This window comes from Micromonospora sp. NPDC050795, from assembly GCF_044456785.1.
Lineage (GTDB): Bacteria > Actinomycetota > Actinomycetes > Mycobacteriales > Micromonosporaceae > Micromonospora.
Map to the genome: position 1 here is coordinate 34250 of NZ_JBITGE010000040.1, position 23535 is coordinate 57784.

Consider the following 23535-nt stretch of genomic DNA (forward strand, 5'->3'; position numbering starts at 1 on the left):
TCGTTTCGTCCATCGAGTGCCGGACGGGGTCCGGACAGGCGTTCCGGTACCCGATGATCTTGGTTGGTAATCCGGGCAGGCGCTCCGGCGGCGCCCGGTACACTTGTCAGGTGCTGCGCTGCGAAGGCTGAACCGCCCCGCGCCGTCGGGCCCTTGAGCCCGCCGGCCGTTTCGCGTGCCCCGAGTCAGCCTTCCGAACCCCGAGAGCGAGCCCCGCAAACATGATCACTGCCACCGGCCTGGAACTGCGTGCCGGTTCCCGGATCCTGCTGTCCGACACCACCCTGCGCGTGCAGCCCGGTGACCGGATCGGCCTGGTCGGTCGCAACGGCGCCGGCAAGACCACCACGCTGAAGGTGCTCGCCGGCGAGGGGCAGCCGTACGGCGGCCAGATCGACCAGCGCAGCGCCATCGGTTACCTGCCGCAGGACCCGCGCACGGGTGACCTGGAGGTCACCGGCCGCGACCGGGTTCTCTCCGCGCGCGGCCTGGACGTGCTGATGGCGCAGATGCAGGAGGTCGAGGCCCGCCTCGCCGAGGACGCCAACGACAAGCTGGTCCGTCGGTACGGCGCGCTGGAGGACCAGTTCGCCGCCCTCGGCGGGTACGCGGCCGAGGCCGAGGCCGCGCGGATCTGCGCCAACCTCGGCCTACCGGACCGGGCGCTCGCGCAGACCATCGGCACCCTCTCCGGTGGTCAGCGGCGCCGCATCGAGCTGGCCCGGATCCTGTTCCGTGACGCGGGCGAGAACGGCGGCGGCATTCTGCTGCTCGACGAGCCCACCAACCACCTCGACGCCGACTCGATCACCTGGCTGCGGGGCTTCCTCGCCAACCACAAGGGCGGCCTGATCGTGATCTCCCACGACGGCGCGCTGCTGGAGTCGGTGGTCAACAAGGTCTGGTTCCTCGACGCCACCCGGTCGGTCATCGACGTCTACAACCTGGGCTGGAAGGCGTACCTGGAGGCGCGCGAGACCGACGAGCGGCGCCGCCGCCGGGAGCGGGCCAACGCGGAGAAGAAGGCCGGCGCGCTGATGGCGCAGGCCGACAAGATGCGGGCCAAGGCCACCAAGACCGTGGCCGCGCAGAACATGGCCCGCCGCGCCGAGAAGCTGATCTCCGGCCTGGAGGAGGTGCGGGTCGCCGACCGGGTGGCCAAGGTGCGGTTCCCCAGTCCCGCGCCGTGCGGCAAGACCCCGCTCACGGCGACCGGCCTCTCCAAGTCGTACGGATCGCTGGAGATCTTCACCGACGTCAACGTGGCGGTGGACCGGGGCTCCCGGGTGGCCATCCTCGGGCTCAACGGCGCCGGTAAGACGACCCTGCTGCGGATGCTCGGCGGGCTGCTCAGCCCGGACACCGGCGAGGTGCACGCGGGGCACGGCCTGCGGCTGGGCTACTACGCCCAGGAGCACGAGACGCTAAACGTGGAGCGGACGGTTCTGGAGAACATGCGCGCCGCCGCGGTCGAGCAGTCCGACACCGACCTGCGCAAGATCCTCGGCGCGTTCCTGTTCTCCGGCGACGACGTGAACAAGCCGGCCGGGGTCCTCTCCGGCGGCGAGAAGACCCGGCTGGCGCTGTCCACCCTGGTCTGTTCCGGTGCCAACGTGCTGTTGCTCGACGAGCCGACGAACAACCTCGACCCGGTCAGCCGGGAGCAGGTCCTCGACGCCATCGCCAACTATCCCGGCGCGATCGTCCTGGTCACCCACGACCCGGGTGCGGTGCTGGCGCTCAAGCCGGACCGGGCCATCCTGCTGCCCGACGGCGACGAGGACGCCTGGAGCGACGACCTGCTCGAACTTGTCGAGCTGGCCTGATCAAGCTCCTGGCCGGCCCTCAACCGAGCAGGTCCACCAGCCGGCCGACGACGCCGGAGCTGACCAGGATCACCACGCCGATGCCGATGAAGATCGTCGGCACCAGCCAGTGGCCGGCGCGTTCGACCAGCCGGACACCCGTGGGTGCCCTCCCAGCCACGCGCCGGCGGCACACCACAGCGCGATCAGCAGCACGAAGATCAGGAGGAACACCGCGCTGTCGGCTGCGCCGAGGGCTCGGAAGACGGGTACGTAGACGGCCACGTTGTCGGCGCCGTTCGCGATCGTCACCCCGGCCACGCCGAGCGCTCCGGTGACGACAGTGGGGGTCTCGTCCTCGTCGGAGTGACGCAGCGCGCGTACGCCCAGCGCGATCGGTAACAGGCCGAGAAGCCCCGTCCACGGGTCCGGCACCACGAGCAGCCCGGCCGCCACCACCGCGCTCGCCAGCGCGAGCGCACCGATACCGACGTATTGGCCGGCGACAATCTGCCACGGGCGGGGTCGACCGGTGGTGCGGGCCGCGACGAAGAACAGGGTCAGGATGACGATGTCGTCGATGTCGGTCGCGGCGAAGACCACTGCCGCTCCGGCCGCCGTGCTGAGCAGGTCGATCACGACGGCAGGTTACGGCTTGCCGGCAGCAGCCAGCGTCGGCGGGTGGTACGCCCGGACGCCGCGGCGGGCCGCATCGCCAGGATCACTCTATCGGGAAGCTGACATTGCATAGCGTGTCGGTTGGCGAAGAGTTGATATGTGGCGCATGATCGTTCGAGGCGGTCTAATAGGTGGGACCGTATCCGAACCGCACAGTCTGGGACGTGAGGACACAGCATGGCAGCCACTGGCACAGCCACCAGCACTGAGAAGGGTCGCCGGATCGTCGGAGCCGAGCGTCAGACGCTCGCCAAGGACCTGGTAAAGCGGTACACCTCGGGGGAGAGCATCCGCGCGTTGGCGGCCTCGACCGGCCGTTCCTACGGGTTCATCCATCGAGTGCTCACCGAGTCCGGCGTGCAGCTGCGTCAGCGCGGTGGCGCCCGACGCCGCAAGAAGGCGTGACCCGCCCCTCAGCGTCGTCCACCAGCGCCGCGCCCCGGGGAGTCCGGTGACCGCCGAGGCAACCGGGGTTCGGCTGACTTGCGACGGGCCGGTCGCCACGGTGACGTTGTGCCGGCCCGACGTGCTCAATGCCCAGACGCCCGCCATGTGGCGAGCGATGAGCGACTTTTCCCGCGACCTGCCCGGCGACGTGCGGGTGGTGGTGGTCCGCGGTGAGGGTCGCGCGTTCTCGGCCGGCCTCGATCTCGCGGTGGCGGGCGCCTCCGGTCCGGGGTCGTTCGCCGAGCTGGCCACGCTGCCCGAGCAGGAGTGCGCCGAGCGCATCGCGGAGTTCCAGGCCGGTTTCACCTGGCTGCACCGGCCGGATGTCGTCTCTGTCGCGGCCGTGCAGGGCCATGCGATCGGTGCTGGCTTTCAGCTCGCGCTCGCCTGTGACCTGCGAGTGCTGTCCGCGGACGCGAAGTTGTCGATGGCGGAGGTGACCCTCGGCCTGGTGCCGGATCTGGCCGGGACGAAACGCCTCGTCGAGCTGGTCGGCTATTCGCGGGCGTTGGAGATCTGTGCGACAGGCCGCCGGTTGGACGCCGCCGAGGCGGACCGGGTCGGGCTGGCCACCCTGGTCGTACCCCCGGCCGAGTTGGACGGCGCGGTACGGGATCTGACCGCCGGCCTGCTCTCCGGGGCCCGCGACGCGGTGGTCGAGATCAAGGCGCTGCTCGCCAGGGCCGCCGGGCGGTCGCACGCCGACCAGCAGCGCGCCGAGCGGGAGGCGCAGACCCGTCGGCTGCGTGACCTCGCCGGCACTGGAGAATAGGTAAGGACCGCACGGGAAGATCCGGGTTACGACCGAGGTTGTCACACTCGTCGGGAGAATTGACCTGACGGTGCGGTCCGCCCGGCAACCCGGAGGTGAACGATGTCCAACCCGATGTCCGGCGGTGGCATGGCCGGGTGGAGCATGCTCCGGTCGATGCGTAACCGCGACGAGGTCTCCACCCACCGGCTCAAGCGTGGGGTGGCCCGCCGCATCGTCGCTTTCGCCCACCCCTACCGGCGCGACATCGTCGTCTTCCTGGCCACCGTCGTGCTGGCCGCCATCATCGGCGTGGCCACTCCGGTGCTCGCCGGCGACGTGATCAACGCGATCAACCAGGGCGGCACCGAGGCCGGGCGGCTCGTGGTGCGGCTGGCCCTGTTCATCGCCGCGCTCGCGGTCGCCGACGCGCTGCTGTCGCTGGTCCAGCGGTGGTATTCCGCCCGCATCGGCGAGGGCATCATCTTCAACCTGCGCACCCGGGTCTACGACCACGTGCAGCGGATGCCGTTGCAGTTCTTCACCCGCACCCAGACCGGCGCCCTGGTCAGCAGGCTCAACAACGACGTGCTCGGTGCCCAGCGGGCGTTCACCTCCACCCTGTCCGGTGTGGTCAGCAACGTCATCCAGTTGGTCCTCACCGCAGCGGTGATGTTCACCCTCTCCTGGCAGATCACCGCGCTGTCACTGGTACTGCTACCGATCTTCATCATTCCGGCCCGTCGGGTCGGCAAGCGACTGGCCGAGATCACCCGCGAGGCGTACAACCTCGACGCCAAGATGAACGCGACGATGACCGAGCGGTTCGGGGTGGCCGGCGCGCTGCTGGTGAAGCTCTTCGGCCAGCCCGAGATCGAGGCCCGCCGGTTCGGCGACCGGGCCGAGCGGGTCCGTGACATCGGCATCCAGTCCGCCATGTATTCCCGCACCTTCTTCGTGGCGATGCTGCTGGTCGCCTCGCTGGCGCAAGCGCTGACCTACGGTCTCGGCGGCTGGCTCGCGGTGACCGGCGGTGTCAGCGCCGGCACCGTGGTGACGCTCGCTCTGCTGCTCACCCGCCTGTACGGGCCGCTCACCGCACTCTCCAACGTCCGGGTGGACGTGATGAGCGCGCTGGTCTCCTTCGACCGGGTCTTCGAGGTGCTCGACCTCAAGCCGGGCATCGTGGAGAAGCCCGACGCGGTGCCGGTGCCCCTGGGCGCCGGCCGGGTCGACTTCCGCGACGTGCGTTTCCGCTACCCGAGCGCCGCCGAGGTCTCCCTCGCTTCCCTGGAGGAGGTCGCCACCCTCGACCGGACCGTCAACGAACCGGTGCTCAAGGGGGTCTCGTTCAGCGTCGAGCCGGGGCAGATGGTCGCGCTGGTCGGCCCGTCCGGGGCGGGCAAGTCGACACTGTCGATGCTCATCTCCCGGATCTACGACGTCAGCGACGGGCAGGTGCTCGTCGGCGGCGTGGACGTGCGTGACGCGACGCTCGCCTCCCTGCGCGACGAGATCGGTGTGGTCACTCAGGATTCGCACCTGTTCCACGAGACGATCGCCGAGAATCTGCGCTACGCCAAGCCGGACGCCACCGACGACGAGATCTGGGCCGCCCTGGCCGGGGCGCAGGTGGCCGATCTGGTTCGGGCGCTGCCCGACGGTCTGGACACCACGGTGGGGGAGCGCGGCTACCGGTTCTCCGGCGGCGAGAAGCAGCGCATCGCGATAGCGCGGCTGCTGCTCAAGGCACCGTCGATCGTGATCCTCGACGAGGCGACCGCTCACCTTGACTCGGAGAGCGAGGCGGCGGTGCAGCGGGCGCTGTCGGTGGCGCTGGCCGGGCGGACCGCGCTGGTGATCGCGCACCGGCTCTCCACAGTGCGAGACGCCGACCAGATCCTCGTCCTGGACGGCGGACGGGTCGTCGAGCGGGGACGGCACGACGAGTTGGTGGCCGTCGGTGGGCTCTACGCCGAGCTGTACCGCACCCAGTTCGCGGTCGCCGACTCGCCCACCCCGTTCGTCGACGCGACCGGTGCCGAGCCGGTGGTCATGCCGCTGGGCACCTACCGCGCCGACGAGGTGCTGCCACCGGCCGCCGCCAACTGACGTCGTCGATCACAGGGCTGGTAGCTCGGTCGCTGCCCGCAACTCGGCGAACGCCAGGCCCAGGGTGACCGGGGTGAAGTGCGCGTTCAGGCCGCTGGGGTTGGGTAGCACCCACAGCCGCGCGTGGGCCAGCGTCTCCGGTTGCGGCCCGAAGGCGGCCTTGGGCCGCTGAAAACCGATCCGGTACGCGGTCACCCCCACCACTGCCACCCAGCGCGGCCGGTACCGGGCCACCTTGTCGGTCAGGATCGCCGCGCCGTCGAGGAGTTCCTCGGTGCTCAGCTCGTCCGCGCGGGCACTGGCCCGGGCGGCCATGTTGGTGATGCCGAGCCCGAGCGCCGGCAGCTCGTCCTGTTCGCTGGGGTGCAGCAGCCGGGGGGTGAACCCGCCCCGGTGCAGCGCCGGCCAGAACCGGTTGCCGGGGCGGGCGAAGTGCCAGCCCGTCGCCGCCGACCACAGGCCCGGGTTGATGCCGACGAAGAGCACCTCCAGGCCGGGAGCGAGGACGTCGGGAATCGTCCGGTCCGCGGCTGCCGCGAGGTCCGCGCGGGTTGGCCGGGTCGGGACGGAACGCCTCGCCTCGATCGACTCGGGTTCCTGGACGTCGGCGTGTCCTGGTCGCGTCGACAGCCCGACTTCCGTGATGTCGAGTCGATCGACGCCCGGATGGTCGTGTGGGGCCGGCTCTGGCGGCGTCACCGTGCCTGCGGGTCGGGCCCGCTCGGCTGTCACAGCCCGCGCAGCGCGCCGCCGTCGACCGGCAGGGTGATTCCGGTGAGGTAGCTCGCGGCGGGGGAGAGCACGAACGCGGCCACCCGGCCGAACTCGGCGGGGTCGCCGACGCGGCGCAGCGGGATGCCGGCCTCCGCCTCGGCGCGGGCCCGCTCCGGGTCGCCGGTCGCTCCGAACAGTTCCCGGTTGCGGTCGGTCATGATCCGGCCGGGCAACAGCCCGACCACCCGGACCCCACGCGGACCGTAGTCGTCGGCGATGTCCTTGGCGGCCCCGACCAGACCGGGCCGCAGACCGTTGGAGATGCCGAGGCCGGGCACCGGGCCACGCGCCGAGGTGGAGAGCACCAACCCGATCGCGCCGCCCTCGGGCAGGGCGTTGGCGACAGTGCGTACGGCGCGGATGGTGCCCAGGAAGACGGTCTCGAAGGAGAGCCGCCACTGCTCGTCGGTGACCGCTGCGGCGTTGCCCGGCGGTGGTCCACCGACCGAGATCAGCGCGCCGTCGAGCCGGCCGAAGTGTTCCTGGGCGGCGGCGACGAGCTGCCCCGGGGTCTCCGGGTGGGTCAGGTCCGCGGTCAGCCCGATGGCGTGCTCCGGGCCGCCCAGCTGCTGCGCGGCGGCGGCCACCGCGTCCGGGTCGCGGGCCGAGAGCACCACCCGCGCGCCGTCGGCGACCAGGCTCTGTGCGGTCGCGTAACCCAGACCGCGGGAGGCGCCGGTGAGGACGTACACGCGGTCGGTCAGTCCGAGATCCATAACTCCGATCCTGCCGTATCCGTCACACCGTCGCCAGCACGGGTGGACAGCCGTGGGGCGGGGCGCAGCAGGCGTACCCGGCCGGCGATCTGCAGCGCGACGGCGCCGCCGGCGCGGCCCACCGCTGGCGCCCGGCGCGGGCGCGGTGCTCGAAGCCCGTCGTAGCGCAGGCGCGCCTCCCGGACGGCCAACTCCTCGGCGGCGGCCGGGGGGAGCGCCTGCTGGGCGCGCAGCGCCCGGGCCAGGTCCCAACCGTCGCGCAGCGATCCGGTGGTGGGTCGCCGGGCGGCCCACTCGGCGAAGGTGGCCGACCAGCGGGCGCCGAGACCTCCGGCGAGCAGTGGCCAGTGCCGGGCCACCTCGCCGGCCCGTTTGCGCAGCAGGGCCGCGCGGGTGGCGGCCAGCGGGCCCGGCGCGAACCCCGCCGGTGGCTCACCCCCGGCGACCAGCGCCGCGACAAGTTCGGCCTGCCGTTCGGCCAGCCCGACGCGGGGCGTCGGCGCGCTGCCGCCCTCTGGTGTGCCCGTCATGTCACGGCCGGAAAGCCCGCGGCGGCGGCCAGGGCGTCCAGTTCGGCGCGGAGTTCGACGGCCGGCGGATAGTGGCCGTCGCGCTCCAGCAGCAGGGCCGGCGGTCGCCGTCGGGCGCAGAGCGCGCCGAGAAGCTCCAGCACCGCTGTCGGCACCGGGTCAGTGTGGGTGTCGTGGTAGAAACCGCCGTGTTCCGCGCCGCCGGCCACGTGGGCGTACGCGACCCGTTCCAACGGCAGGCGGTCCAGCAACACCAGCGGGTCGGCACCCCGGTTGCGGGCGTTGGCGTGCACATTGGCCACGTCCAGCAGCAGCAGTGCTCCGGTGCGGTCGAGGATCTCGGTGAGGAAGTCCGCCTCGGTCAGCTCGTCGTCGGGCCAGTCGACAAGCGCGGCGATCGGTTCCAGCGCGATCGGCACCGGAAGCTCGGCCTGCGCCCGGGCCACGTTCGCGCAGACCACGTCGACGGCTTCCCGGCTGCGTGGCAGCGGCAGCAGGTGACCGGCCTCCAGGCCGCCGGCCCGGACGAACGCGATGTGCTCGCTGACCAGCGGGGCGTCCAGGCGTTGCGCCACCGCGGCCAGGTGCGCGACCCGGGCCGGGTCGACCGGCTCGGCGCCGCCGAGAGAGAGCCGCACCCCATGGGGTACGACGGTCACCGCGCGGTCCCGCAGCTGGGTCAGGCCGGGCGGGAGCGGCCCGGAGGCGGGCACCCCCTCGGCCACCACCTCCACGAAGCGCAGGCCGGGCAGCTCGGCCACGAAACCGGCGATCTCCGGCCGCCAGCCGATGCCGATGCCGGACGGGCCGGTCATCCGCCGCACCCCCCGCCGCCGCACCCGCCTCCGCCGCCGCCGCAGGAACTGCCGCCGTCCGAGCCGGAGCTGTCACCACCGCCCGAGGATCCGTCGGACCCTCCGGACCAGCCGCTACCGGCGGCGGCCTGGCGCTGGATCTCGGCCTGCTCGGCGAAGCCCGGGTCGAGCGCCCAGAGCGAGGCGGTGCCGTACAGGGCCACGCCCATCGCCGCGCCGGCCGCTCCGTAGGTGGCGTAGGCCGGCGCGGAGGCGGGGGCGAGGTGGGTGTGCTGGCGGCGGACGGAGCGCAGGGCGGCCCGACCGGCCCGGGTGAGCCCCGGGACCCGACGCAGCACCAGCGTGACGATCAGGAGAGCGACCAGGGTCAGCAGCAGGTAGCCGACCGGGCGGCCGCTGAACAGGCCGGAGACCAACCGGAGCACACCGAGACCCAGCAGGGCGATCAGGAGCGTGGCCCAGAAGCGGGCCCGCGCGCGTTGCGCGTCGTTGGTCAGCAACCCGCGCTCCTCCAGGCCGTTGCGGATCTGGTGCAGCGCGACGCGTACGCGCTCGTCCTGGGGCAGATCCCGGACCCGCGAGTGCTGGTGGGCGGCCCAGTGGATGGCCTGGTCCAGTGGGGTGAGCCCGGTCGGGGCGGCACCGACGGTGGTCAGTCGGCGGTCCGGTCGTACGCCGACCGCGCCGCTGCCGCGCAGCCCGCCGAGCGCCGCGTGCACCGCGAGTTGGGGGCCACCGTTGAGGTACGCGACCTGCTGTGGTCCGAGGGGATCGGCGGTCATGGCACCGCTCGACCCGACCGCCAGACGGAAGCGCTGGTACGCCACGATCGCCACCAGCAGGATGGCCGCGGCGATGTAGTAGCGGAGGAAGGTCGGGCCGGAGATGCCCCAGGTGTCGCCGGACGCGGCGTGGACGGTCATCGACTGCTCCTGTCACCGGAGGGATCGGCGGCCCCATTGTGGAGCAGCCCCGCCACGGTCGACAGACCGGTGTGCGCGCGGTCAGTGCCGGCGGACCGCCTCCTCGACGAGGTCGAGCACCGGGCCGAGGTCACCGGCCGGTCGGCCCATGGCCAGGTGCAGCACCAGGCCGTCGTAGGCCAGCTCCAGGAACTGGGCCAGCACGTCGATCGGGACGTCCTCGCGCAGCACCCCGGCGTCGCGCTGGCGGGCCAGCCGGTCCCGGGTCGCCTCGGCGATCGCGGCGGACCGCTCCGCCCAGCGCTTGGCGAACGCCGGGTCGGTGCGCAGCCGACGGGAGACCTCCAGTTGGCTGCCCAGCCAGCCGGTGGTGTCCGGCGAGACGGCGTGAGCGAGGAGGTCACGCATCACCTGGACCAGACCGTTGCGGGCCACCGTCTCGACCATGACCGCGGCGTCGTCCTCGGCGACGGCAAGGAAGAGCGAGTCCTTGTCGCGGAAGTGGTGGAAGATCGCGCCACGGGACAGGCCGGTGGCCTCCTCGAGGCGGCGTACGGTCGCCCCCTCGTAGCCGAGCCGGGCGAAACACGCCCGGGCCGCGGCGAGGATCTCCTGCCGACGAGCGTCGAGCTGGTCCTGGCTTACTCTGGGCACACGTCGATCGTTGCAGGTCAACCCGGGGTACGCAAACCGTACGTACGGCTTGGGATGTTGCCGACTACCATCGCCCGGTGACCCAGTCCCACACCGTGCCCAGCTCCCCGCTGACGGTGGCCACCATCCAGGCCACCCCCACACCGGGCGACGTCGCCGGCAACACGGTCATCGCCGCCGACCTGGTCCGGCAGGCCGGTAGGCGGGGCGCCCGGGTGGCCGTCCTGCCGGAGCTGTTCCTCTGCGCGTACCACCCGCCGGTTCTCGCCGCCGACCCGGCCGGCACGGACGTCGCGGCCGACCCGGCCGGGATGGTCGCGGATCCCCGGCTCGACCCGCTGCGCGTCGCGGCGCGCGAGGCCGGCGTCACCGCGGTGGTCGGTGCGGCCGTCCGGCACCCCGACGGCCGGCGGACCATCGCGGCGCTGGTGGTCGACCGGACCGGCGAGGTGCGGGTCGGGTACGACAAGCAGCAGTTGTGGGGCGACGAGCGGGAGCTGTTCAGCCCCGGCGAGCGGGGTGCCACGCTGCTCGTCGACGACTGGCGGCTCGGGCTGGGCATCTGCTACGACGGCTGTTTCCCCGAGCACGGCCGGGCCGCCGCCCTCGACGGCGCCCACGCCTACCTGTGCCCCAGCGGCTACCTGGCCGGTTCCGAGCACCGCCGGGATCTCTACTACGCCGCGCGTGCCCTGGACAACACGATGTTCGTGGTCTTCGCCAACGCGGTCGGCGGGGTCGAGCCGTGGCAGTTCAACGGTGGCGCGGCCATCTACGACCCCGAGGGGCGGGTGCTGGCCCGTGGCCCCGACGACGGCGCGGCGGTGCTCGTGGCGACGCTGGATCCCGCGGCGCTCGCGGCCACCCGGACGGCCCACTCGATGCTTCTCGATCGGCTGCCGGACCAGGGTGGCGCGCGGCTGTCGATGCCTGGCTGAGCCTGCCGTCAGCTCGATACCCGCCGCATCTGTTAACGGACACGTCGGTCCCGTAGGGTGCCCGAGTGCCACTGCTCCTGCTGGACCTGGACAACACCCTGCTGGATCGGGCCGGGCCGTTCCGCCGCTGGGGTGAGCGCTTCCTGGACAGCATCGGCGCGCCCCACACCGACATCGACTGGCTGATCTCGATCGACGCCGACGGGCTGACCGACCGCTGGGACCTCGCCGACGCCATCCGGGACCGCTACGAGCTGCGGATTCCCTCGATCGACCTGGTCGAGGAGCTGCACGACGGGGTGGTGGCGCAGACCCGGCTCGACCCGCTGACCGCCTGCGCGCTCCGGATCGCCGACGACGCCGGCTGGGTGCCGGTGGTGGTCTGCAACGGCACCGTACGCGTCGAGGACGCCAAGATTCGCCGGACCGGGCTGGACCAGTACGTCGCGGACTGGGTGATCTCCGAAGAGGCCGGCGTCAGCAAGCCCAACCCGAGAATCTTCGCGCTCGCCGCCCAGCGGGTCCGGATGCCGCTGCGGGGGGCGTGGGTGATCGGTGACAGCCCCGAGGCGGACATCGGCGGGGCCGCCGCCGTCGGGCTGCCCAGCGTCTGGCTGCACCGGGGGCGCACCTGGTCGGACGTCCGGTTCGCGCCGAGCCGCACGGTGGACGGGTTGATCGCCGCGGTCGCCACCGTCCTGGCCCGCTGACGGCTTTCCGCGCGGTCGTTCGGGTGGCGGCTCGGTAATTCGGTTGACCGACCGACATGGTCGTACGAGCATTGTCCGCGCATGGTGCATCCCGGGCGTGTGCCCGGTCGAGGAGAGGAGGCGGGTCATGGCCGTCTTTGCAGGTCGCGTCCAGCTGCCTATCTCAGCCTCGACCAAGGGAACCTCACCACAGTGCGCGATCATGACCTTCCGGCGCTTGAGCGCCGGAGCCGCGGCAAGAGCCGCTTCGACGACGACGAACCGCAGTTTCTGAAGCGCGGGCGGCCCACCGAGCCGCTCGCAGACCCGGACAGCGAACCTGACCCCGACACCGGCGAGCGCTGGTCGTCCTGGGACGACGCCGTGCACGGGCCACAGCCGCACCCCGCCTGGCTGGTCACCGAGTTGGCCGCCAAGGACACCGAGCTGGGTGTGTTGAAGACCGGCAAGGAGGCGGACGTCCACCTGGTCCGTCGGGCCGTGCCGGACACCGACCGGTCCTGTCTGCTCGCGGTGAAACGCTACCGCGATCCCGAGCACCGCTTGTTCCACCGCGATGCCGGCTACCTGGAGGGCCGTCGGGTGCGCCGGTCCCGGGAGAACCGGGCGATGGCCAGCCGGACGACGTTCGGCCGGCAGATGATCGCCGGGCAGTGGGCGGCAGCCGAGTTCGCCGCGCTGAGCCGGCTCTGGGAGATCGGCGCCGGGCACGACCGGATCGCCGTGCCGTACCCGGTGCAGTTGCGGGGCACCGAGCTGATGCTGGAGTTCGTCGGTGACGCCGAGTCGGGGGAGGCGGCACCCCGACTGGCCCAGTTGCGACCCGGCCCGACCGAGCTGCGTGACCTGTGGGCCCAACTGGTGGAGGCGCTGCGGGTGCTGGCGCGGGCCGGCTACGCGCATGGCGACCTGTCGCCGTACAACCTGCTCGTGCACCAGGGGCGACTGGTCGTGATCGACCTGCCGCAGGTGGTCGATGTGGTGGCGAACCCACAGGGGCCGGAGTTCCTGGCCCGCGATGTGCGGGTGGTCGGCGCCTGGTTCGCGGCCCGGGGTCTCCCCGCCGAGCTGGTGGACCCGGGCATGTTGACCGGAGAGCTGCTGCACGAGGCGGGCCTGCGCTGATCGGAGCGGGTCGGGCGGCCGCACCGCCCGACCCGCCACGTCGGCTATTGCAGGTAGCGCTCCACCTCGGGCTTGGGGCGTTCGCCCTGGGCGTCCGGGTCGCCGTGGGTCTCCCGGGCGGCCCGTCGGCGGCGTAGCAGGTCCCAGCACTGGTCGAGGGACTCCTCCAGGGCGCGCAGCCGCTCGCTGGCCTCGCCCTCGGTGCCCGACTCGTGGGCCTGGGCGTCGGCACGCAGCTTGTGTTCCTCGTCGACCAGCTCGGAGATCCGGTTCAGGATGGTCTTGTCGTCCATGCCACAGAGCCTGGCACAGGGTGCCGGGCATCGCCCGGATTCGGGGGTACCGGTGCGTCCCGGATCACCGACCCGCATCGGTCGGCCCTCCCTCGCCCTGGCGGAGAGGTGGCGGCCCGGCCGGCGGGATGCGGCCAGCTTCCGCCCGTCGTGGTGGCGGGTCGGCCACCCGGCGGGTGCCGTTCCTGAATATCCATTCTGGATTTGCTCGACGTAGAACATCGATGGTTGTGCGTGCGCTTAGATGGAAATTGCGCTGTACGCAAGTCTGGAGGTGCCCCTCGTTTGGTGAGATGCTTCCGGCGGCCCATAAGGTGAAAGTTTCATCAACCTGACCGACCGAAATGGACCGTCAGGACGACGAGGAGACGTGGTTCGATGTCGCAGGTGTCCGAGGCGCGCCCTGTCACCGTCAGCGCCGAGCCCCGGACGATCCCGTTACGGCGCGTTCTCCCGGCACTGGCCCGCGATCCGCTGGGCGCACTCGTCGACTTCGCGCAGGACGCCGGCGGTGACGTCGTCCGGCTCAACCTCGGCTCGTTCCGCCCCTATCTGGTCAGCCACCCTGAGCACCTGCAACGCATTCTGCGGGACAACGTTGCCAACTACACCCGGGACGGCGACGGGTTGCTCTGGCGACCCGTACGTCGAATCGTCGGCGACGCCATCCTGGTCGCCGAGGGTGAGATCTGGGAATCCAGCCGAGGCGCGCTGCAACCGTTGTTCACCGCCAAGCGGGCCGAGATGCTCGTCGACAGGATGGCTGAGGCGATCAACGAGGCGGTCGACGAGTGGCTCGAACCGGCCCGCGCCGGCCGCCCGATCGACGGCGGAGCCGAGCTGACCCGGATCGTCCTGCGTACCACCATGCGGGTGCTCTTCGCCGACCGGATCTCGGTCCCCGACGCGCTGCGGATCAGCGCCGCGCTGAACACCCTCACCACCGCGATGCTCCCCCGACTCCTGATGCCCGCTGTGCCGTACGCGGTGCCGATGCCCCGTGACCGGCGCTTCCGCGAGGCGGTGCGCACCATCGACGAGGTGGTGCTGCCGATCATCCGGGAGGCCCGGGCCCATCCCACCGACGGCGACGACATCATCTCGACGCTCTGCCGGCCGCGCGCCGACGGCAGCGAACCCGACGAATACGCGATCCGCGGCGACGTGGTCGCGATGTTCTCCACCGCCACCGAGACCACGATCGCCCTGCTCTCCTGGCTCTGGCCAGTGCTCGGGTCCCGGCCCGACGTGGCCGAGCGGATGACCGACGAGATCGAGCGGGTGGTCGGCGCCGACCGGGTCGGCCGCGAGCACCTGCCCCACCTGCGCTACGGCCGGATGGTGCTCGACGAGATGCTGCGGCTCTACCCGGCCGGCTGGATGATCCCGCGCACCGCGGTCGGCGACGACGTGCTGGGCGGAGTGCGGGTCAAGGCCGGCGGCACCGTGCTGGTCAGCCCGTATGTGACCCAGCGGATGTCGACCTTCTGGACCGACCCGACACTCTTCGACCCGGAGCGGTTCGCGCCGGAACTGCCCCGGCGGCGTTACCGCTACTCCTACTTCCCCTTCGGCGGGGGCCCGCACCAGTGCCTCGGGCAGTACCTGTTTCTGTTGGAGGCCCAGCTCATCGTCAGCACTGTGCTGAGCCGCTACCGTTTTCGACTGCGCGAACCGGTGGACCTCACCCCCCGGATGGGCGCCTCGCTGCAACCCAAGCAACGGGCCGAGCTCATCCTCACCCCGGGCGAGCGCCCGGCCGCGTCGTGACGGAGGCCCCGCGACCGGCGCGGGCCGGTCAGGACGCGGTCGCCGAGCAGGGTCGGGTGTGCGCACTCGCCGTGCGGGGCGTACGCGACCTCCAGACCGTCACCGCCGCCCATCCCGAGCTGTTCGACGCCGCGCCGTTCGACCCGGCACTGCTGAGTTCGGTTGCCACCGCGGTTGCCTTCGTCGCGCCCTGGCACACCGTCGCCGAACTGCGGATCACCACCCGTACCGTCCTCTGGGTCTTCGCGGCCGACTGGCAGGTCGACTACCTCGCCCGGTCCGTGGACGACGTCCGTGAGGTGGTGAACGCCTGCCTGGCGGTCGTCGACGGCGGGCCGCCACCACCCGGGCGGCACCTGGCCCGGCTGCTGGCCGACCTGCGTGACGAGTTGGCGACCGTGCCGGCGTTCGCCCGGCTGCGCCCGATCTGGCGCGACGAGCTGGCCCGGATGCTCGCCGCCATGGCCCGTGAGTGGGACTGGAAGAACCTGCCGACCGACCCGACCACCGGGCGACGCCTGCCGGACCTGGACCGCTACCTGGCGAACGCCGACAACTCCGGCAGCTCCTTCGTCAACGTCACCCACTGGATCTCGACCGGAGACGACCGGACACTCGCCCAGTTGGCCGATCTGCTGGACGCCGGACGCGGCGTGCAGCGGGTGCTGCGGCTGGTCAACGACCTCGCCACGCAGGGACGCGACGCAGAGTGGGGTGACCTGAACGCCCTGTCGCTCGTCGACGACCCGGCACAGGTGCACGACCGGCTGGCCGAGCTGACCGCCCGGTCCCGGGGGGACCTGGCCGCCCTCGCCGAGCGGTGCCCCCGCCAGGCGGACTACCTCAACCGGCAGATCTCCTTCACCGGCGGCTTCTACCAACTGTCGGACTTCTGGGGGGTGCGCGATGAGTGACTGTGGCACCCGTCTCCTCGCCGACGCGACGACGACCGCCGGGCCGGTCGCCGACGCCGCCCGCGAGCTGGTCGCCGGCCTTGGCCTGCGGCCGTGGGGGCAGGTCGGCGCGTCCGTCTACGAGACGGGGCGGCTGGTCGCCGTCGCCCCCTGGCTGACCGGGCACCACCAGCGGATCGCGTTCCTGGTGCGCAGCCAGCGCCCGGACGGGGCGTGGGGTCCACCCGAGGGGTACGCCCTGGTGCCGACGCTGAGCGCCACCGACGCGCTGCTCGCCGTGTTGTCCGACGGCAGGGCCGGGACGGAGCTGCTCGCTCCGGTGGCCCATGGGCTCGGCGCGCTCGTCGACACGCTGCTCCGTACGGACGCCCGGACCCTGCCGGACACCCCCGCGCTGGACCTCATCGTTCCGGCGCTGATCGACACGATCAATGGCCGGCTCGCCGGGCTGGGACGAGCCACCGCCGACCGGCTGGCCCGCGCGCCACTGCCGCTGCCGGCCGGGCTGAATCGGGACCGGCTGCGCGCGGTGCGGTCCGCGGTGGCCGCCGGAGCGACGCTGCCGCCGAAGTTGGCCCACTTCTACGAGATCCTGGACGCGGCACCCTCCGACGCCGGCCCCACCCTCACCGCGGTCGGCGCTTCACCCGCCGCGACCGCGGCCTGGCTGAGCGTGGTCGGCCCGGCCGCCGGCCCCGCCGCGTACGCCTTCCTGCGGGCGTTGGTTGACGACGGCGGCGGTCCGGTGCCCTGCCCGGCGCCGATCACCGTCTTCGAGCGGGCCTGGGTGCTGAGTGGCCTGAGCCGGGCCGGGCTCACGATCGACCCGCCGGCTGCCGTCCTGGAGAGCCTCACCGCTGCCACCACCGGCCAGGGCATCGCCACCGGCGACGGCCTGCCGACCGACGCGGACACCACAGCGGTGTCACTCGACGCGTTGGCCCGGCTCGGCCGTCCGGCGGACCCGGCCAGCCTGTGGGCGTACGAGACGGCGGACGGCTTCTGCACCTGGCCGGGGGAGGACGGCTTCTCGGTCACCACGAACGCCCACGTGCTGAACGCCTTCGGTCAGCACGTGAGCCGACACCCGGACGCCGACGGTCGCTACCACCGGGCGGTCGACCGGCTGAGCCTGGTGTTGACCGGGCGTCAGCGCGCGGACGGTGACTGGCAGGACCGGTGGCACGCCTCGCCGTTCTACGCCACCGCCTGCTGCGCGATGGCGCTCGCCGAGTTCGGGCGGGGCGCGGCCGCCGCCGAGGCGGTGGATCGGGCGGCCGGCTGGGTGTTGAACGGCCAGCGCGCGGACGGTTCGTGGGGGCGGTGGGGCGGCACCGCCGAGGAGACCGCGTACGCCCTCCAGGTGCTGTTGACGGTGCCGACGACGGTGCCACGGGTCGACGACGCGGTGGCGCGCGGGCACGCCTACCTGCACGAATCCGCCGTCCGGCCCCACCCTCCACTGTGGTACGGCAAGGAGCTGTACTGTCCGACAGTCATCGTTCGCGCCACGGTGCTCGCCGCCTGCCGGCTGGCCGGCATCCGTGCCTCCGGCGTGGACCGATCGGTGGTGGATTGCGGTTACCAGGTAACAAAAACAGCGACTTGAGGGGTTGTGTGGACACTGCTAGCGTACGCAGAGCCTCAGCCCCGGATGCCCCGCTGTGGTGGGACGTCGCCCCCTCTGATCATTCGTTGATGAGCTGAGTCAACGCCCGGCCTGGGACGGTTCAATGCGTTCTCGCGGTACGAGTATCCGCACCAAGGTTGTCGCCCTGCTGCTCTCCCTGGTCGCGCTCTGGATGTTCGCGGCCTGGGTCACCCTGCGTGATGGCTTCAACCTGCTCGGTGTTCAGGTCATCAACACCAAGGTGTACGAGCCGAGCGAACCGTTGCTGCAGGAGCTCCAGGTGGAGCGGCGGTTGACCCAGGCGTACCTGAGCAACCCCGAGGCCGCGCAGCGGACGGCGCTCGAAGCCGAGCAGCGCAAGACCACCGAGTTGGCTGCCGCCTTCGCCGACTCGGTGCGCGGCTGGCAGGTCGACATCGCCGGCAGCTCCGTGCTGGGCAACCAGCTCCGCACGACGATCGCCCAGGTCGACACGTTGAAGCGGACCCGAGCCGAGGTGCTGGACCGCAAGATCGACCGAGTCGCCGCCGCCGAGGCGTACACCGACGCGATCGAGTCGATCTTCCAGGTCTACGACGTGACAGGCAGTCTGGACGACAAGCAGATCGCCGGCGAGGCGGCGGCCCTCATCCAGCTCAACCGGATGAAGGAGCTGGTCTCGCAGGAGGACGCGCTGCTCAGTGGCCTCTTCGGCAACGGCCGGATGAGCGGCGCGGAGTATGCCCGCTACGTCGCGCTGGTCGGCTCGGAGCGGTTCGTCGGTGAAGAGGCCCGGGTCCGGCTCGCCGACGCCGACCAGCGCAGTTACCAGCAGCTCGTCGAGGGTGAGGCGTTCACCCGACTGCGCGCCGTGCAGGACAGCATCATCCGTGAGGGCCGGCCGTCGACCCAGCTACCGGTCGGCGCCGAGCAGTGGCGCGGCACCGTGGAGCCCGCGCTGGCCGCGATCGACGACGTCGTGCTCGGCGGTGGCGAGGGCATCGTGGACCGGGCCACCGGCGTCGCCGTGATGGTCGTCGTCCGGCTGGTGCTCGCCACCGGTCTGGGCCTGCTCGCCGTCATCGCCTCCGTCGTCGTCTCCATCACCACCGCGCGAAACCTGCTGCGCCAGCTGGAGCGGCTGCGACAGGCCGCCTGGCAGCTCGCCGACGAGCGTCTCCCCCGGGTGGTGGACCGGCTCGGGCGCGGCGAGGAGGTCGACGTGGCCACCGAGGCACCCCCGCTGGAGTTCGGCACCGACGAGATCGGTCAGGTCGGCAAGGCGTTCAACGCCGTTCAGGAGACCGCCCTGCGCACCGCCGTCGAGCAGGCCGACCTGCGTCGCAACGTCCGCGAGGTCTTCCTGAGCCTGGCCCGACGCACGCAGGCGCTCGTCCACCGTCAGCTCACCCTGCTCGACGCGATGGAACGCCGCGAGCACGACGCGGAGGAGCTGGAGGACCTGTTCCGGGTCGACCACCTGGCCACCCGGATGCGGCGCAACGCGGAAAACCTGATTGTGCTGTCCGGCTCCACCCCTGGTCGGGCCTGGCGGCGCAACGTCCCGATGGTCGACGTGGTGCGCGGCGCCGTGGCCGAGGTGGAGGACTACACCCGGGTCAACGTGCTGCCGCTCGGTCCTGTCTCGCTCGCCGGCCGCGCGGTCGGCGACGTCATCCATCTGCTCGCCGAGCTGATCGAGAACGGCCTGTCGTTCTCCCCGCCCCACACGACGGTCGAGGTCCGCGGCCAACTGGTCTCCAACGGCTTCGCCATCGAGATCGAGGACCGTGGCCTCGGCATGAGCGAGGAGGACCTGGCCGCAGCGAACCACCGGATCGTCGACCAGTCCGAGCTGAACCTCGCCAACGCCGCCCGCCTCGGGCTCTACGTGGTGAGCCGGCTGACCGAACGGCACGGCGTGCGGGTACGGCTCAAGGAGTCCGCGTACGGCGGCACCACCGCTGTCGTGCTGATCCCGCTGGAGCTGGTCACCGAGGCCGTCGCCTCCCCCGAGGACTCCGGCTCGTTCCGAACCGGCTCGGCCATCCCGGTGCCGTCGGCGCCCGCCACCGACACCAGCCGTACGACCCCCCTCGCACCGGTCGCGCTCGCCGCACCGACGACCACCACGTCGGAGGTGGCGGTGACCTCGGCGGCGCCGAATCCAGCCGACACCACCGCGCCGACGACGGACGGGGAGGCCGAGGCGGACACCGTTCTCCCCACCCGACAGCGGACCACCCCGGCAACCAGCGCCCCCGACCTGCCCACCCGCGCCCGGCGCGGGCCCGTTCAGCCAGCCTTGGAAGCCCCGACAGTGCCCACCGGGCTGCCCGCTGTCGACAGCACCCGCCCGGAGACCCCCGCCGAGGAGCCGGCCCCGGCCGGCGACGGCGGCCCGGCGCCCGCCAGCGCCGATGCGGAGCGGACCGACTCCGGCCTCCCCGTCCGGGTCCGACAGGCGAACATCGTTCCCGAGTTGCGAGACGACCCGGCAGTGTCCGAAACCGACGACGAGGATGTGGTGCGCCCGCCGGAGCAGGTTCGCCGGATGATGAGCTCCTACCAGACCGGCACCCGGCGTGGGCGGACCGACGCGGCGCGGCTGCTCGGCGGCGCCTCCGGCGCACCGGTGACGACGACGCCGTCCGAGCCGGCCGACGAGGATCCACAAGCGACCTGACCGAACACCGACGACGCGCGGTGTGACGGTCGAGCCCCAGACGAACAACGGCGCACAGCCGGGTGAGAAGAGGACGACGAAGTGACCCAGAAGACGGCTTCGAGCGCCGACCTGACGTGGTTGCTGGATGACCTGGTGGGCCGGGTGAAGCAGGCCGAACACGCGGTCGCGCTCTCCACCGACGGCCTCCTGATGGCCTCCTCCCAGGGGTTGAGCCGGGACGACGGCGAGCACCTCGCAGCGATGGCGGCCGGCATCCAGAGCCTCGCCCGGGGCGCCGGCAAGCGTTTCGGTGGCGGGCAGGTGCAGCAGACCATCATCGAGATGCAGTCGTCGTTCCTGTTCGTCACCGCCGCCGGCCGCAACGCCTGCCTGGCGGTACTGGCCAGCGAGGACGCCGACGTCGGCCTGATCGCCTACGAGATGGCGATGCTGGTCACCCGGGTCGGCAAGTACGTCGCATCACCGTCGCGCAGCACTGATCAGCAGGTCGGCGAGAGGTAGCGGCGATGACGGTCCAGGGGGAGTCCGCAGACCATCAGTGGGTGGATGACCACGCGGGTCCGGTGGTGCGTCCGTACGCGGTGACGCGTGGTCGGGCCCGCCCGGTCACCGGCACATTCGACCTGATCTCCCTGGTCACGGCGACCCGAACCGAGGTCACGCCCGAGGTCGGTCTCGGTCCCGAGCACTTGGCGATCGTCGGGCTGTGCCAACGCATACAGTCCGTCGCCGAGATCGCCGCCCATCTCGACCTGCCGGTGGGCACCATCAGGGTGCTCCTCGGTGATCTGGCGGCCCGCAGCCTGGTGCAGGTCCGCGAGCCGCAGACCACGGCCGGTCTTCCCGACAACAGCATCTTCGAGGCGGTAATCAATGGACTACGGGCACTCTGACCGGCCGGCGGGAGCGACGCCACTGCCCACCGCGATCAAGATCCTGGTCGCGGGCGGCTTCGGCGTGGGCAAGACGACGATGGTTGGCGCGGTCAGCGAAACCCGGCCGTTGCGCACCGAGGAGGTGCTGACGGAGTCGGGGGTCGGCATCGACGACCTATCCGGGGTGGAGAGCAAGACCACGACCACCGTGGCCATGGACTTCGGCCGGATCACCATCAGCGACGACCTGGTGCTATACCTGTTCGGTACGCCGGGGCAGGACCGGTTCTGGTTCGTCTGGGACGAGTTGGCGTTGGGGGCGATCGGCGCGGTGGTGCTGGCCGACACCCGCCGGCTCGCCGACTGCTTCCCCTCGATCGACTACTTCGAGGGTCGGGGCACGCCCTTCGTGGTGGCGGTGAACTGCTTCCAGGACGCTCGGAAGTACCGGCTCGACGAGGTGCAGGCCGCGCTGAACCTGGACCCGGGTGTGCCGGTGCTGCTCTGCGACGCCCGGCAGCGTGAGTCCAGCAAGGAGGTGCTCGTCACACTGATGGAGCACGCCATGAAGACCCGCGAGGCCCGCCGCCGCGCCGCCAACGGAGACTGACCTAAGTTTTTCGGGGGAGGGTGTCCGGAACGCTCCCGGCCGATCGTCATGCTGGCGACACCCCGAGAAACCAAGGGAGCGAATCAGATGAAGTACATGATGTTCGTTTGCAGCGACACCGAGCCGGACACCGACCCCACCGAGCTTCCCGACATCTACAAGTGGGTGGCGGAGAACGATTCTCGTGGCCGCCGCCTGACCGGCAACGTGCTGGGGCCGACCAGCGCGGCCACCACCGTCCGCGTTCGCGACGGCGAGCTGCTCGTCTCCGAGGGGCCGTTCGCGGAGACCGCCGAGGTGATCGTGGGCTTCGACCTGCTCGACTGCGCCGACCTGGACGAGGCGATCGAGGTGGCCCGCACCCACCCGATGGCCCGTGAGGGGCGACTGGAACTGCGTCCGTTCGCGGACCTGTCCAACTGACGAGGTTGTCCACCCCGCAGCGCCGGCCGGTGCGCAACCCGGCACCGTCCGACGCGGCGGCGGAGGCCGTCGCGGTCGCCGGCGTCGAGGCGTACCCCCGGATCGTCGCGACCCTCATCCGGGTCACCGGGGACTGGGCGTTGGCCGAGGACTGCGCCCAGGAGTCGTTGACCGTCGCGCTGGAACGTTGGCCCACCGACGGTTTGCCGGCCAACCCGGGCGGCTGGCTGATGACCGTGGCACGCAACCGGGCGATCGACGTGCTGCGCCGGGCCACAGTGGAGCGGCGCAAGCTGCACGACCTGGCGTTGCTCACGCCCGATGACGCGCAGCCCGAGCCCGAGGTGGGGCAGGACGTGGTGGACGACCGGCTGCGTCTCATCTTCACCTGCTGCCATCCGGCGCTCGCGATCGAGGCCCGGGTGGCATTGACGCTGCGAACGATCTGCGGCGTGCCCACCGCTGACATCGCCCGCCTGCTGCTGGTCAGCGAGTCGACGATGACCCGCCGGTTGACCCGGGCGCGCACCCGCATCGCCCAGGCCGGCATCCCGTACCGGGTGCCGAGCGGGCCGGCGCTGACCGAGCGGCTGCCCGGCGTCCTCGCCGTGCTGTACCTGCTGTTCACCAGGGGCTACGTCGCCGACGGCGAACCGGCCTTCGCCGACGAGGCGGTCCGGCTGGCCCGGCTGCTCGACCGGCTGATGCCACACCAGTCCGAGGTCGCCGCACTGCTGGCGCTGCTGCTGTTCCAACACTCCCGTCGGGACGCCCGCCGCGACGCCGCCGGCAACCTGCTCACCCTGCAACGGCAGGACCGCGACCGGTGGGACCGCGCCGCCATCGCCGAGGGCCTGACCGCCCTCGATCGGGTACGCCACGACGGGCCGTACGCGTGGCAGGCCCGGATCGCCGCCTGCCACGCCACCGCCGCCTTGGCCGACGAGACCGACTGGCCGACGATCGCGCGGGCCTACGACGCGCTCGCCGACCTGCGCCCCTCACCGGTGATCGCGCTCAACCGGGCGGTAGCGCACGGCTACGCGTACGGGCCGGCCGCCGGGTTGGTCCTGCTCGACGCGGCCCGCGCCGGAGGCGGGCTGGACGACCATCCGCTCGCCGTGGCGGTGCAGGCCGATCTGGTGGCCCGGCAGGGCGACCGGAGACGCGCGGCAGGACTGTTCCGGGAGGCGGCGGCAGCGGTTCGCTCGACCGTCGAGCGCCGTGCGCTGCTCGACCGGGCCGACGAACTCGACCGGTAGCGGAGCGGCGGCACGGCACTAGACGAGTAAGTCCTAACGACCCCGGGGTGTGGGCATAGACGAAGGGTGTTGAAGATCTGTTTGTGACGACAGACCTCAACACCCTTCTGAC

Annotated in this window: 24 protein-coding genes; 16 read left to right on the plus strand and 8 right to left on the minus strand. The window is 71.9% G+C overall.

The window, feature by feature from the left end; genetic code table 11:
• Positions 1-221: 221 nt before the first annotated feature.
• Positions 222-1826, plus strand: coding sequence for an ABC-F family ATP-binding cassette domain-containing protein (locus tag ACIBEF_RS27705; RefSeq protein ID WP_396796130.1), 1605 nt, complete (start codon positions 222-224; stop codon positions 1824-1826).
• A 69-nt stretch (positions 1827-1895) separates the two neighbouring features.
• Here the strand turns inward: ACIBEF_RS27705 and ACIBEF_RS27710 are convergent, their stop codons facing one another.
• On the minus strand, positions 1896-2444 hold the full coding sequence (locus ACIBEF_RS27710) for a cadmium resistance transporter (protein ID WP_396796131.1): 549 nt from the start codon (positions 2442-2444) through the stop codon (positions 1896-1898).
• Between the two features lie 216 nt (positions 2445-2660).
• Between ACIBEF_RS27710 and ACIBEF_RS27715 the strand changes: the two genes are divergently transcribed.
• From ACIBEF_RS27715 to ACIBEF_RS27725, 3 genes are all read left to right on the plus strand, one after another.
• Positions 2661-2888 (plus strand): helix-turn-helix domain-containing protein, encoded by a 228-nt coding sequence (locus tag ACIBEF_RS27715; RefSeq protein WP_007462679.1) that lies wholly within the window; start codon positions 2661-2663, stop codon positions 2886-2888.
• A gap of 46 nt (positions 2889-2934) precedes the next feature.
• A complete protein-coding gene (locus ACIBEF_RS27720) occupies positions 2935-3702 on the plus strand; it encodes an enoyl-CoA hydratase/isomerase family protein (protein WP_396796133.1) in 768 nt (255 codons plus the stop codon).
• Positions 3703-3816: 114 nt separating this feature from the next.
• On the plus strand, positions 3817-5793 hold the full coding sequence (locus ACIBEF_RS27725) for an ABC transporter ATP-binding protein (protein WP_396796157.1): 1977 nt from the start codon (positions 3817-3819) through the stop codon (positions 5791-5793).
• A gap of 9 nt (positions 5794-5802) precedes the next feature.
• On the opposite strand, the gene mug is transcribed toward ACIBEF_RS27725, so the two are convergent.
• The 6 genes from mug to ACIBEF_RS27755 form a co-directional block, all read right to left on the minus strand.
• On the minus strand, positions 5803-6378 hold the full coding sequence (mug, locus tag ACIBEF_RS27730; RefSeq protein WP_396796159.1) for a G/U mismatch-specific DNA glycosylase: 576 nt from the start codon (positions 6376-6378) through the stop codon (positions 5803-5805).
• A 143-nt stretch (positions 6379-6521) separates the two neighbouring features.
• Positions 6522-7283 (minus strand): SDR family oxidoreductase, encoded by a 762-nt coding sequence (locus tag ACIBEF_RS27735; RefSeq protein ID WP_396796134.1) that lies wholly within the window; start codon positions 7281-7283, stop codon positions 6522-6524.
• Positions 7268-7813, minus strand: coding sequence for a hypothetical protein (locus ACIBEF_RS27740; RefSeq protein WP_396796135.1), 546 nt, complete (start codon positions 7811-7813; stop codon positions 7268-7270). The genes ACIBEF_RS27735 and ACIBEF_RS27740 overlap by 16 nt, the downstream gene beginning before the upstream one ends.
• Positions 7810-8628 (minus strand): DUF692 domain-containing protein, encoded by an 819-nt coding sequence (locus tag ACIBEF_RS27745; protein WP_396796136.1) that lies wholly within the window; start codon positions 8626-8628, stop codon positions 7810-7812. The genes ACIBEF_RS27740 and ACIBEF_RS27745 overlap by 4 nt, the downstream gene beginning before the upstream one ends.
• On the minus strand, positions 8625-9551 hold the full coding sequence (locus tag ACIBEF_RS27750; RefSeq protein WP_396796137.1) for a TIGR04222 domain-containing membrane protein: 927 nt from the start codon (positions 9549-9551) through the stop codon (positions 8625-8627). Before ACIBEF_RS27750 ends, ACIBEF_RS27745 begins: the two co-directional genes overlap by 4 nt.
• 81 nt (positions 9552-9632) lie before the next feature.
• Entirely contained in the window at positions 9633-10205 is a 573-nt protein-coding gene (locus ACIBEF_RS27755; RefSeq protein ID WP_396796139.1) for a TetR/AcrR family transcriptional regulator, read from the minus strand.
• Between the two features lie 77 nt (positions 10206-10282).
• On the opposite strand from ACIBEF_RS27755, the gene ACIBEF_RS27760 reads away from it, so the two are divergent.
• The 3 genes from ACIBEF_RS27760 to ACIBEF_RS27770 all read left to right on the plus strand — a co-directional run bounded on the left by ACIBEF_RS27760 (position 10283) and on the right by ACIBEF_RS27770 (position 12978).
• Positions 10283-11143: a carbon-nitrogen hydrolase family protein gene (locus ACIBEF_RS27760; protein WP_396796141.1), complete on the plus strand. Its 861-nt coding sequence runs from the start codon at positions 10283-10285 to the stop codon at positions 11141-11143.
• A 65-nt stretch (positions 11144-11208) separates the two neighbouring features.
• Positions 11209-11853: an HAD family hydrolase gene (locus tag ACIBEF_RS27765; RefSeq protein ID WP_357232909.1), complete on the plus strand. Its 645-nt coding sequence runs from the start codon at positions 11209-11211 to the stop codon at positions 11851-11853.
• Between the two features lie 192 nt (positions 11854-12045).
• Positions 12046-12978 (plus strand): serine protein kinase RIO, encoded by a 933-nt coding sequence (locus tag ACIBEF_RS27770; RefSeq protein ID WP_396796143.1) that lies wholly within the window; start codon positions 12046-12048, stop codon positions 12976-12978.
• Positions 12979-13022: 44 nt separating this feature from the next.
• Here the strand turns inward: ACIBEF_RS27770 and ACIBEF_RS27775 are convergent, their stop codons facing one another.
• Positions 13023-13271: a DUF2630 family protein gene (locus ACIBEF_RS27775; protein WP_091403743.1), complete on the minus strand. Its 249-nt coding sequence runs from the start codon at positions 13269-13271 to the stop codon at positions 13023-13025.
• Positions 13272-13703: 432 nt separating this feature from the next.
• On the opposite strand from ACIBEF_RS27775, the gene ACIBEF_RS27780 reads away from it, so the two are divergent.
• The 9 genes from ACIBEF_RS27780 to ACIBEF_RS27820 all read left to right on the plus strand — a co-directional run bounded on the left by ACIBEF_RS27780 (position 13704) and on the right by ACIBEF_RS27820 (position 23423).
• Positions 13704-15041 carry a cytochrome P450 gene (locus tag ACIBEF_RS27780; RefSeq protein ID WP_396796161.1) on the plus strand — a complete coding sequence of 446 codons (1338 nt, stop codon included), beginning with the start codon at positions 13704-13706 and terminating at the stop codon, positions 15039-15041.
• The gene (locus ACIBEF_RS27785; protein ID WP_396796144.1) at positions 15038-15955 is read left to right on the plus strand and encodes a terpene synthase family protein; all 918 of its coding nucleotides are present in this window, start codon (positions 15038-15040) and stop codon (positions 15953-15955) included. The genes ACIBEF_RS27780 and ACIBEF_RS27785 overlap by 4 nt, the downstream gene beginning before the upstream one ends.
• Positions 15948-17564: a prenyltransferase gene (locus tag ACIBEF_RS27790; RefSeq protein ID WP_396796146.1), complete on the plus strand. Its 1617-nt coding sequence runs from the start codon at positions 15948-15950 to the stop codon at positions 17562-17564. Before ACIBEF_RS27785 ends, ACIBEF_RS27790 begins: the two co-directional genes overlap by 8 nt.
• Before the next feature lie 124 nt (positions 17565-17688).
• Complete coding sequence (locus tag ACIBEF_RS27795) at positions 17689-20250, plus strand: nitrate- and nitrite sensing domain-containing protein (protein ID WP_396796147.1); 2562 nt, start codon at positions 17689-17691, stop codon at positions 20248-20250.
• 81 nt (positions 20251-20331) lie between these two features.
• A complete protein-coding gene (locus tag ACIBEF_RS27800; RefSeq protein ID WP_396796149.1) occupies positions 20332-20754 on the plus strand; it encodes a roadblock/LC7 domain-containing protein in 423 nt (140 codons plus the stop codon).
• A gap of 5 nt (positions 20755-20759) precedes the next feature.
• Positions 20760-21146, plus strand: coding sequence for a DUF742 domain-containing protein (locus tag ACIBEF_RS27805; protein WP_396796150.1), 387 nt, complete (start codon positions 20760-20762; stop codon positions 21144-21146).
• A complete protein-coding gene (locus tag ACIBEF_RS27810; RefSeq protein WP_238682656.1) occupies positions 21127-21738 on the plus strand; it encodes an ATP/GTP-binding protein in 612 nt (203 codons plus the stop codon). The genes ACIBEF_RS27805 and ACIBEF_RS27810 overlap by 20 nt, the downstream gene beginning before the upstream one ends.
• Positions 21739-21825: 87 nt before the next feature.
• The gene (locus ACIBEF_RS27815; RefSeq protein ID WP_396796152.1) at positions 21826-22161 is read left to right on the plus strand and encodes a YciI family protein; all 336 of its coding nucleotides are present in this window, start codon (positions 21826-21828) and stop codon (positions 22159-22161) included.
• Positions 22162-22166: 5 nt separating this feature from the next.
• Entirely contained in the window at positions 22167-23423 is a 1257-nt protein-coding gene (locus ACIBEF_RS27820; protein WP_396796154.1) for an RNA polymerase sigma factor, read from the plus strand.
• The last annotated feature ends 112 nt before the right edge of the window (positions 23424-23535 follow it).

What these genes read in the sequence shown, in the direction of transcription:
- ACIBEF_RS27790 (WP_396796146.1), top strand. Translation starts at nt 15,948, where the DNA reads ATGAGTGACTGTGGCACCCGTCTCCTCGCCGACGCGACGACGACCGCC.
- ACIBEF_RS27740 (WP_396796135.1), bottom strand. Translation starts at nt 7,813, where the DNA reads ATGACGGGCACACCAGAGGGCGGCAGCGCGCCGACGCCCCGCGTCGGG.
- ACIBEF_RS27775 (WP_091403743.1), bottom strand. Translation starts at nt 13,271, where the DNA reads ATGGACGACAAGACCATCCTGAACCGGATCTCCGAGCTGGTCGACGAG.
- ACIBEF_RS27705 (WP_396796130.1), top strand. Translation starts at nt 222, where the DNA reads ATGATCACTGCCACCGGCCTGGAACTGCGTGCCGGTTCCCGGATCCTG.
- ACIBEF_RS27725 (WP_396796157.1), top strand. Translation starts at nt 3,817, where the DNA reads ATGTCCGGCGGTGGCATGGCCGGGTGGAGCATGCTCCGGTCGATGCGT.
- ACIBEF_RS27745 (WP_396796136.1), bottom strand. Translation starts at nt 8,628, where the DNA reads ATGACCGGCCCGTCCGGCATCGGCATCGGCTGGCGGCCGGAGATCGCC.
- ACIBEF_RS27795 (WP_396796147.1), top strand. Translation starts at nt 17,689, where the DNA reads ATGCGTTCTCGCGGTACGAGTATCCGCACCAAGGTTGTCGCCCTGCTG.
- ACIBEF_RS27750 (WP_396796137.1), bottom strand. Translation starts at nt 9,551, where the DNA reads ATGACCGTCCACGCCGCGTCCGGCGACACCTGGGGCATCTCCGGCCCG.
- ACIBEF_RS27815 (WP_396796152.1), top strand. Translation starts at nt 21,826, where the DNA reads ATGAAGTACATGATGTTCGTTTGCAGCGACACCGAGCCGGACACCGAC.
- ACIBEF_RS27805 (WP_396796150.1), top strand. Translation starts at nt 20,760, where the DNA reads ATGACGGTCCAGGGGGAGTCCGCAGACCATCAGTGGGTGGATGACCAC.
- ACIBEF_RS27735 (WP_396796134.1), bottom strand. Translation starts at nt 7,283, where the DNA reads ATGGATCTCGGACTGACCGACCGCGTGTACGTCCTCACCGGCGCCTCC.
- ACIBEF_RS27715 (WP_007462679.1), top strand. Translation starts at nt 2,661, where the DNA reads ATGGCAGCCACTGGCACAGCCACCAGCACTGAGAAGGGTCGCCGGATC.
- ACIBEF_RS27810 (WP_238682656.1), top strand. Translation starts at nt 21,127, where the DNA reads ATGGACTACGGGCACTCTGACCGGCCGGCGGGAGCGACGCCACTGCCC.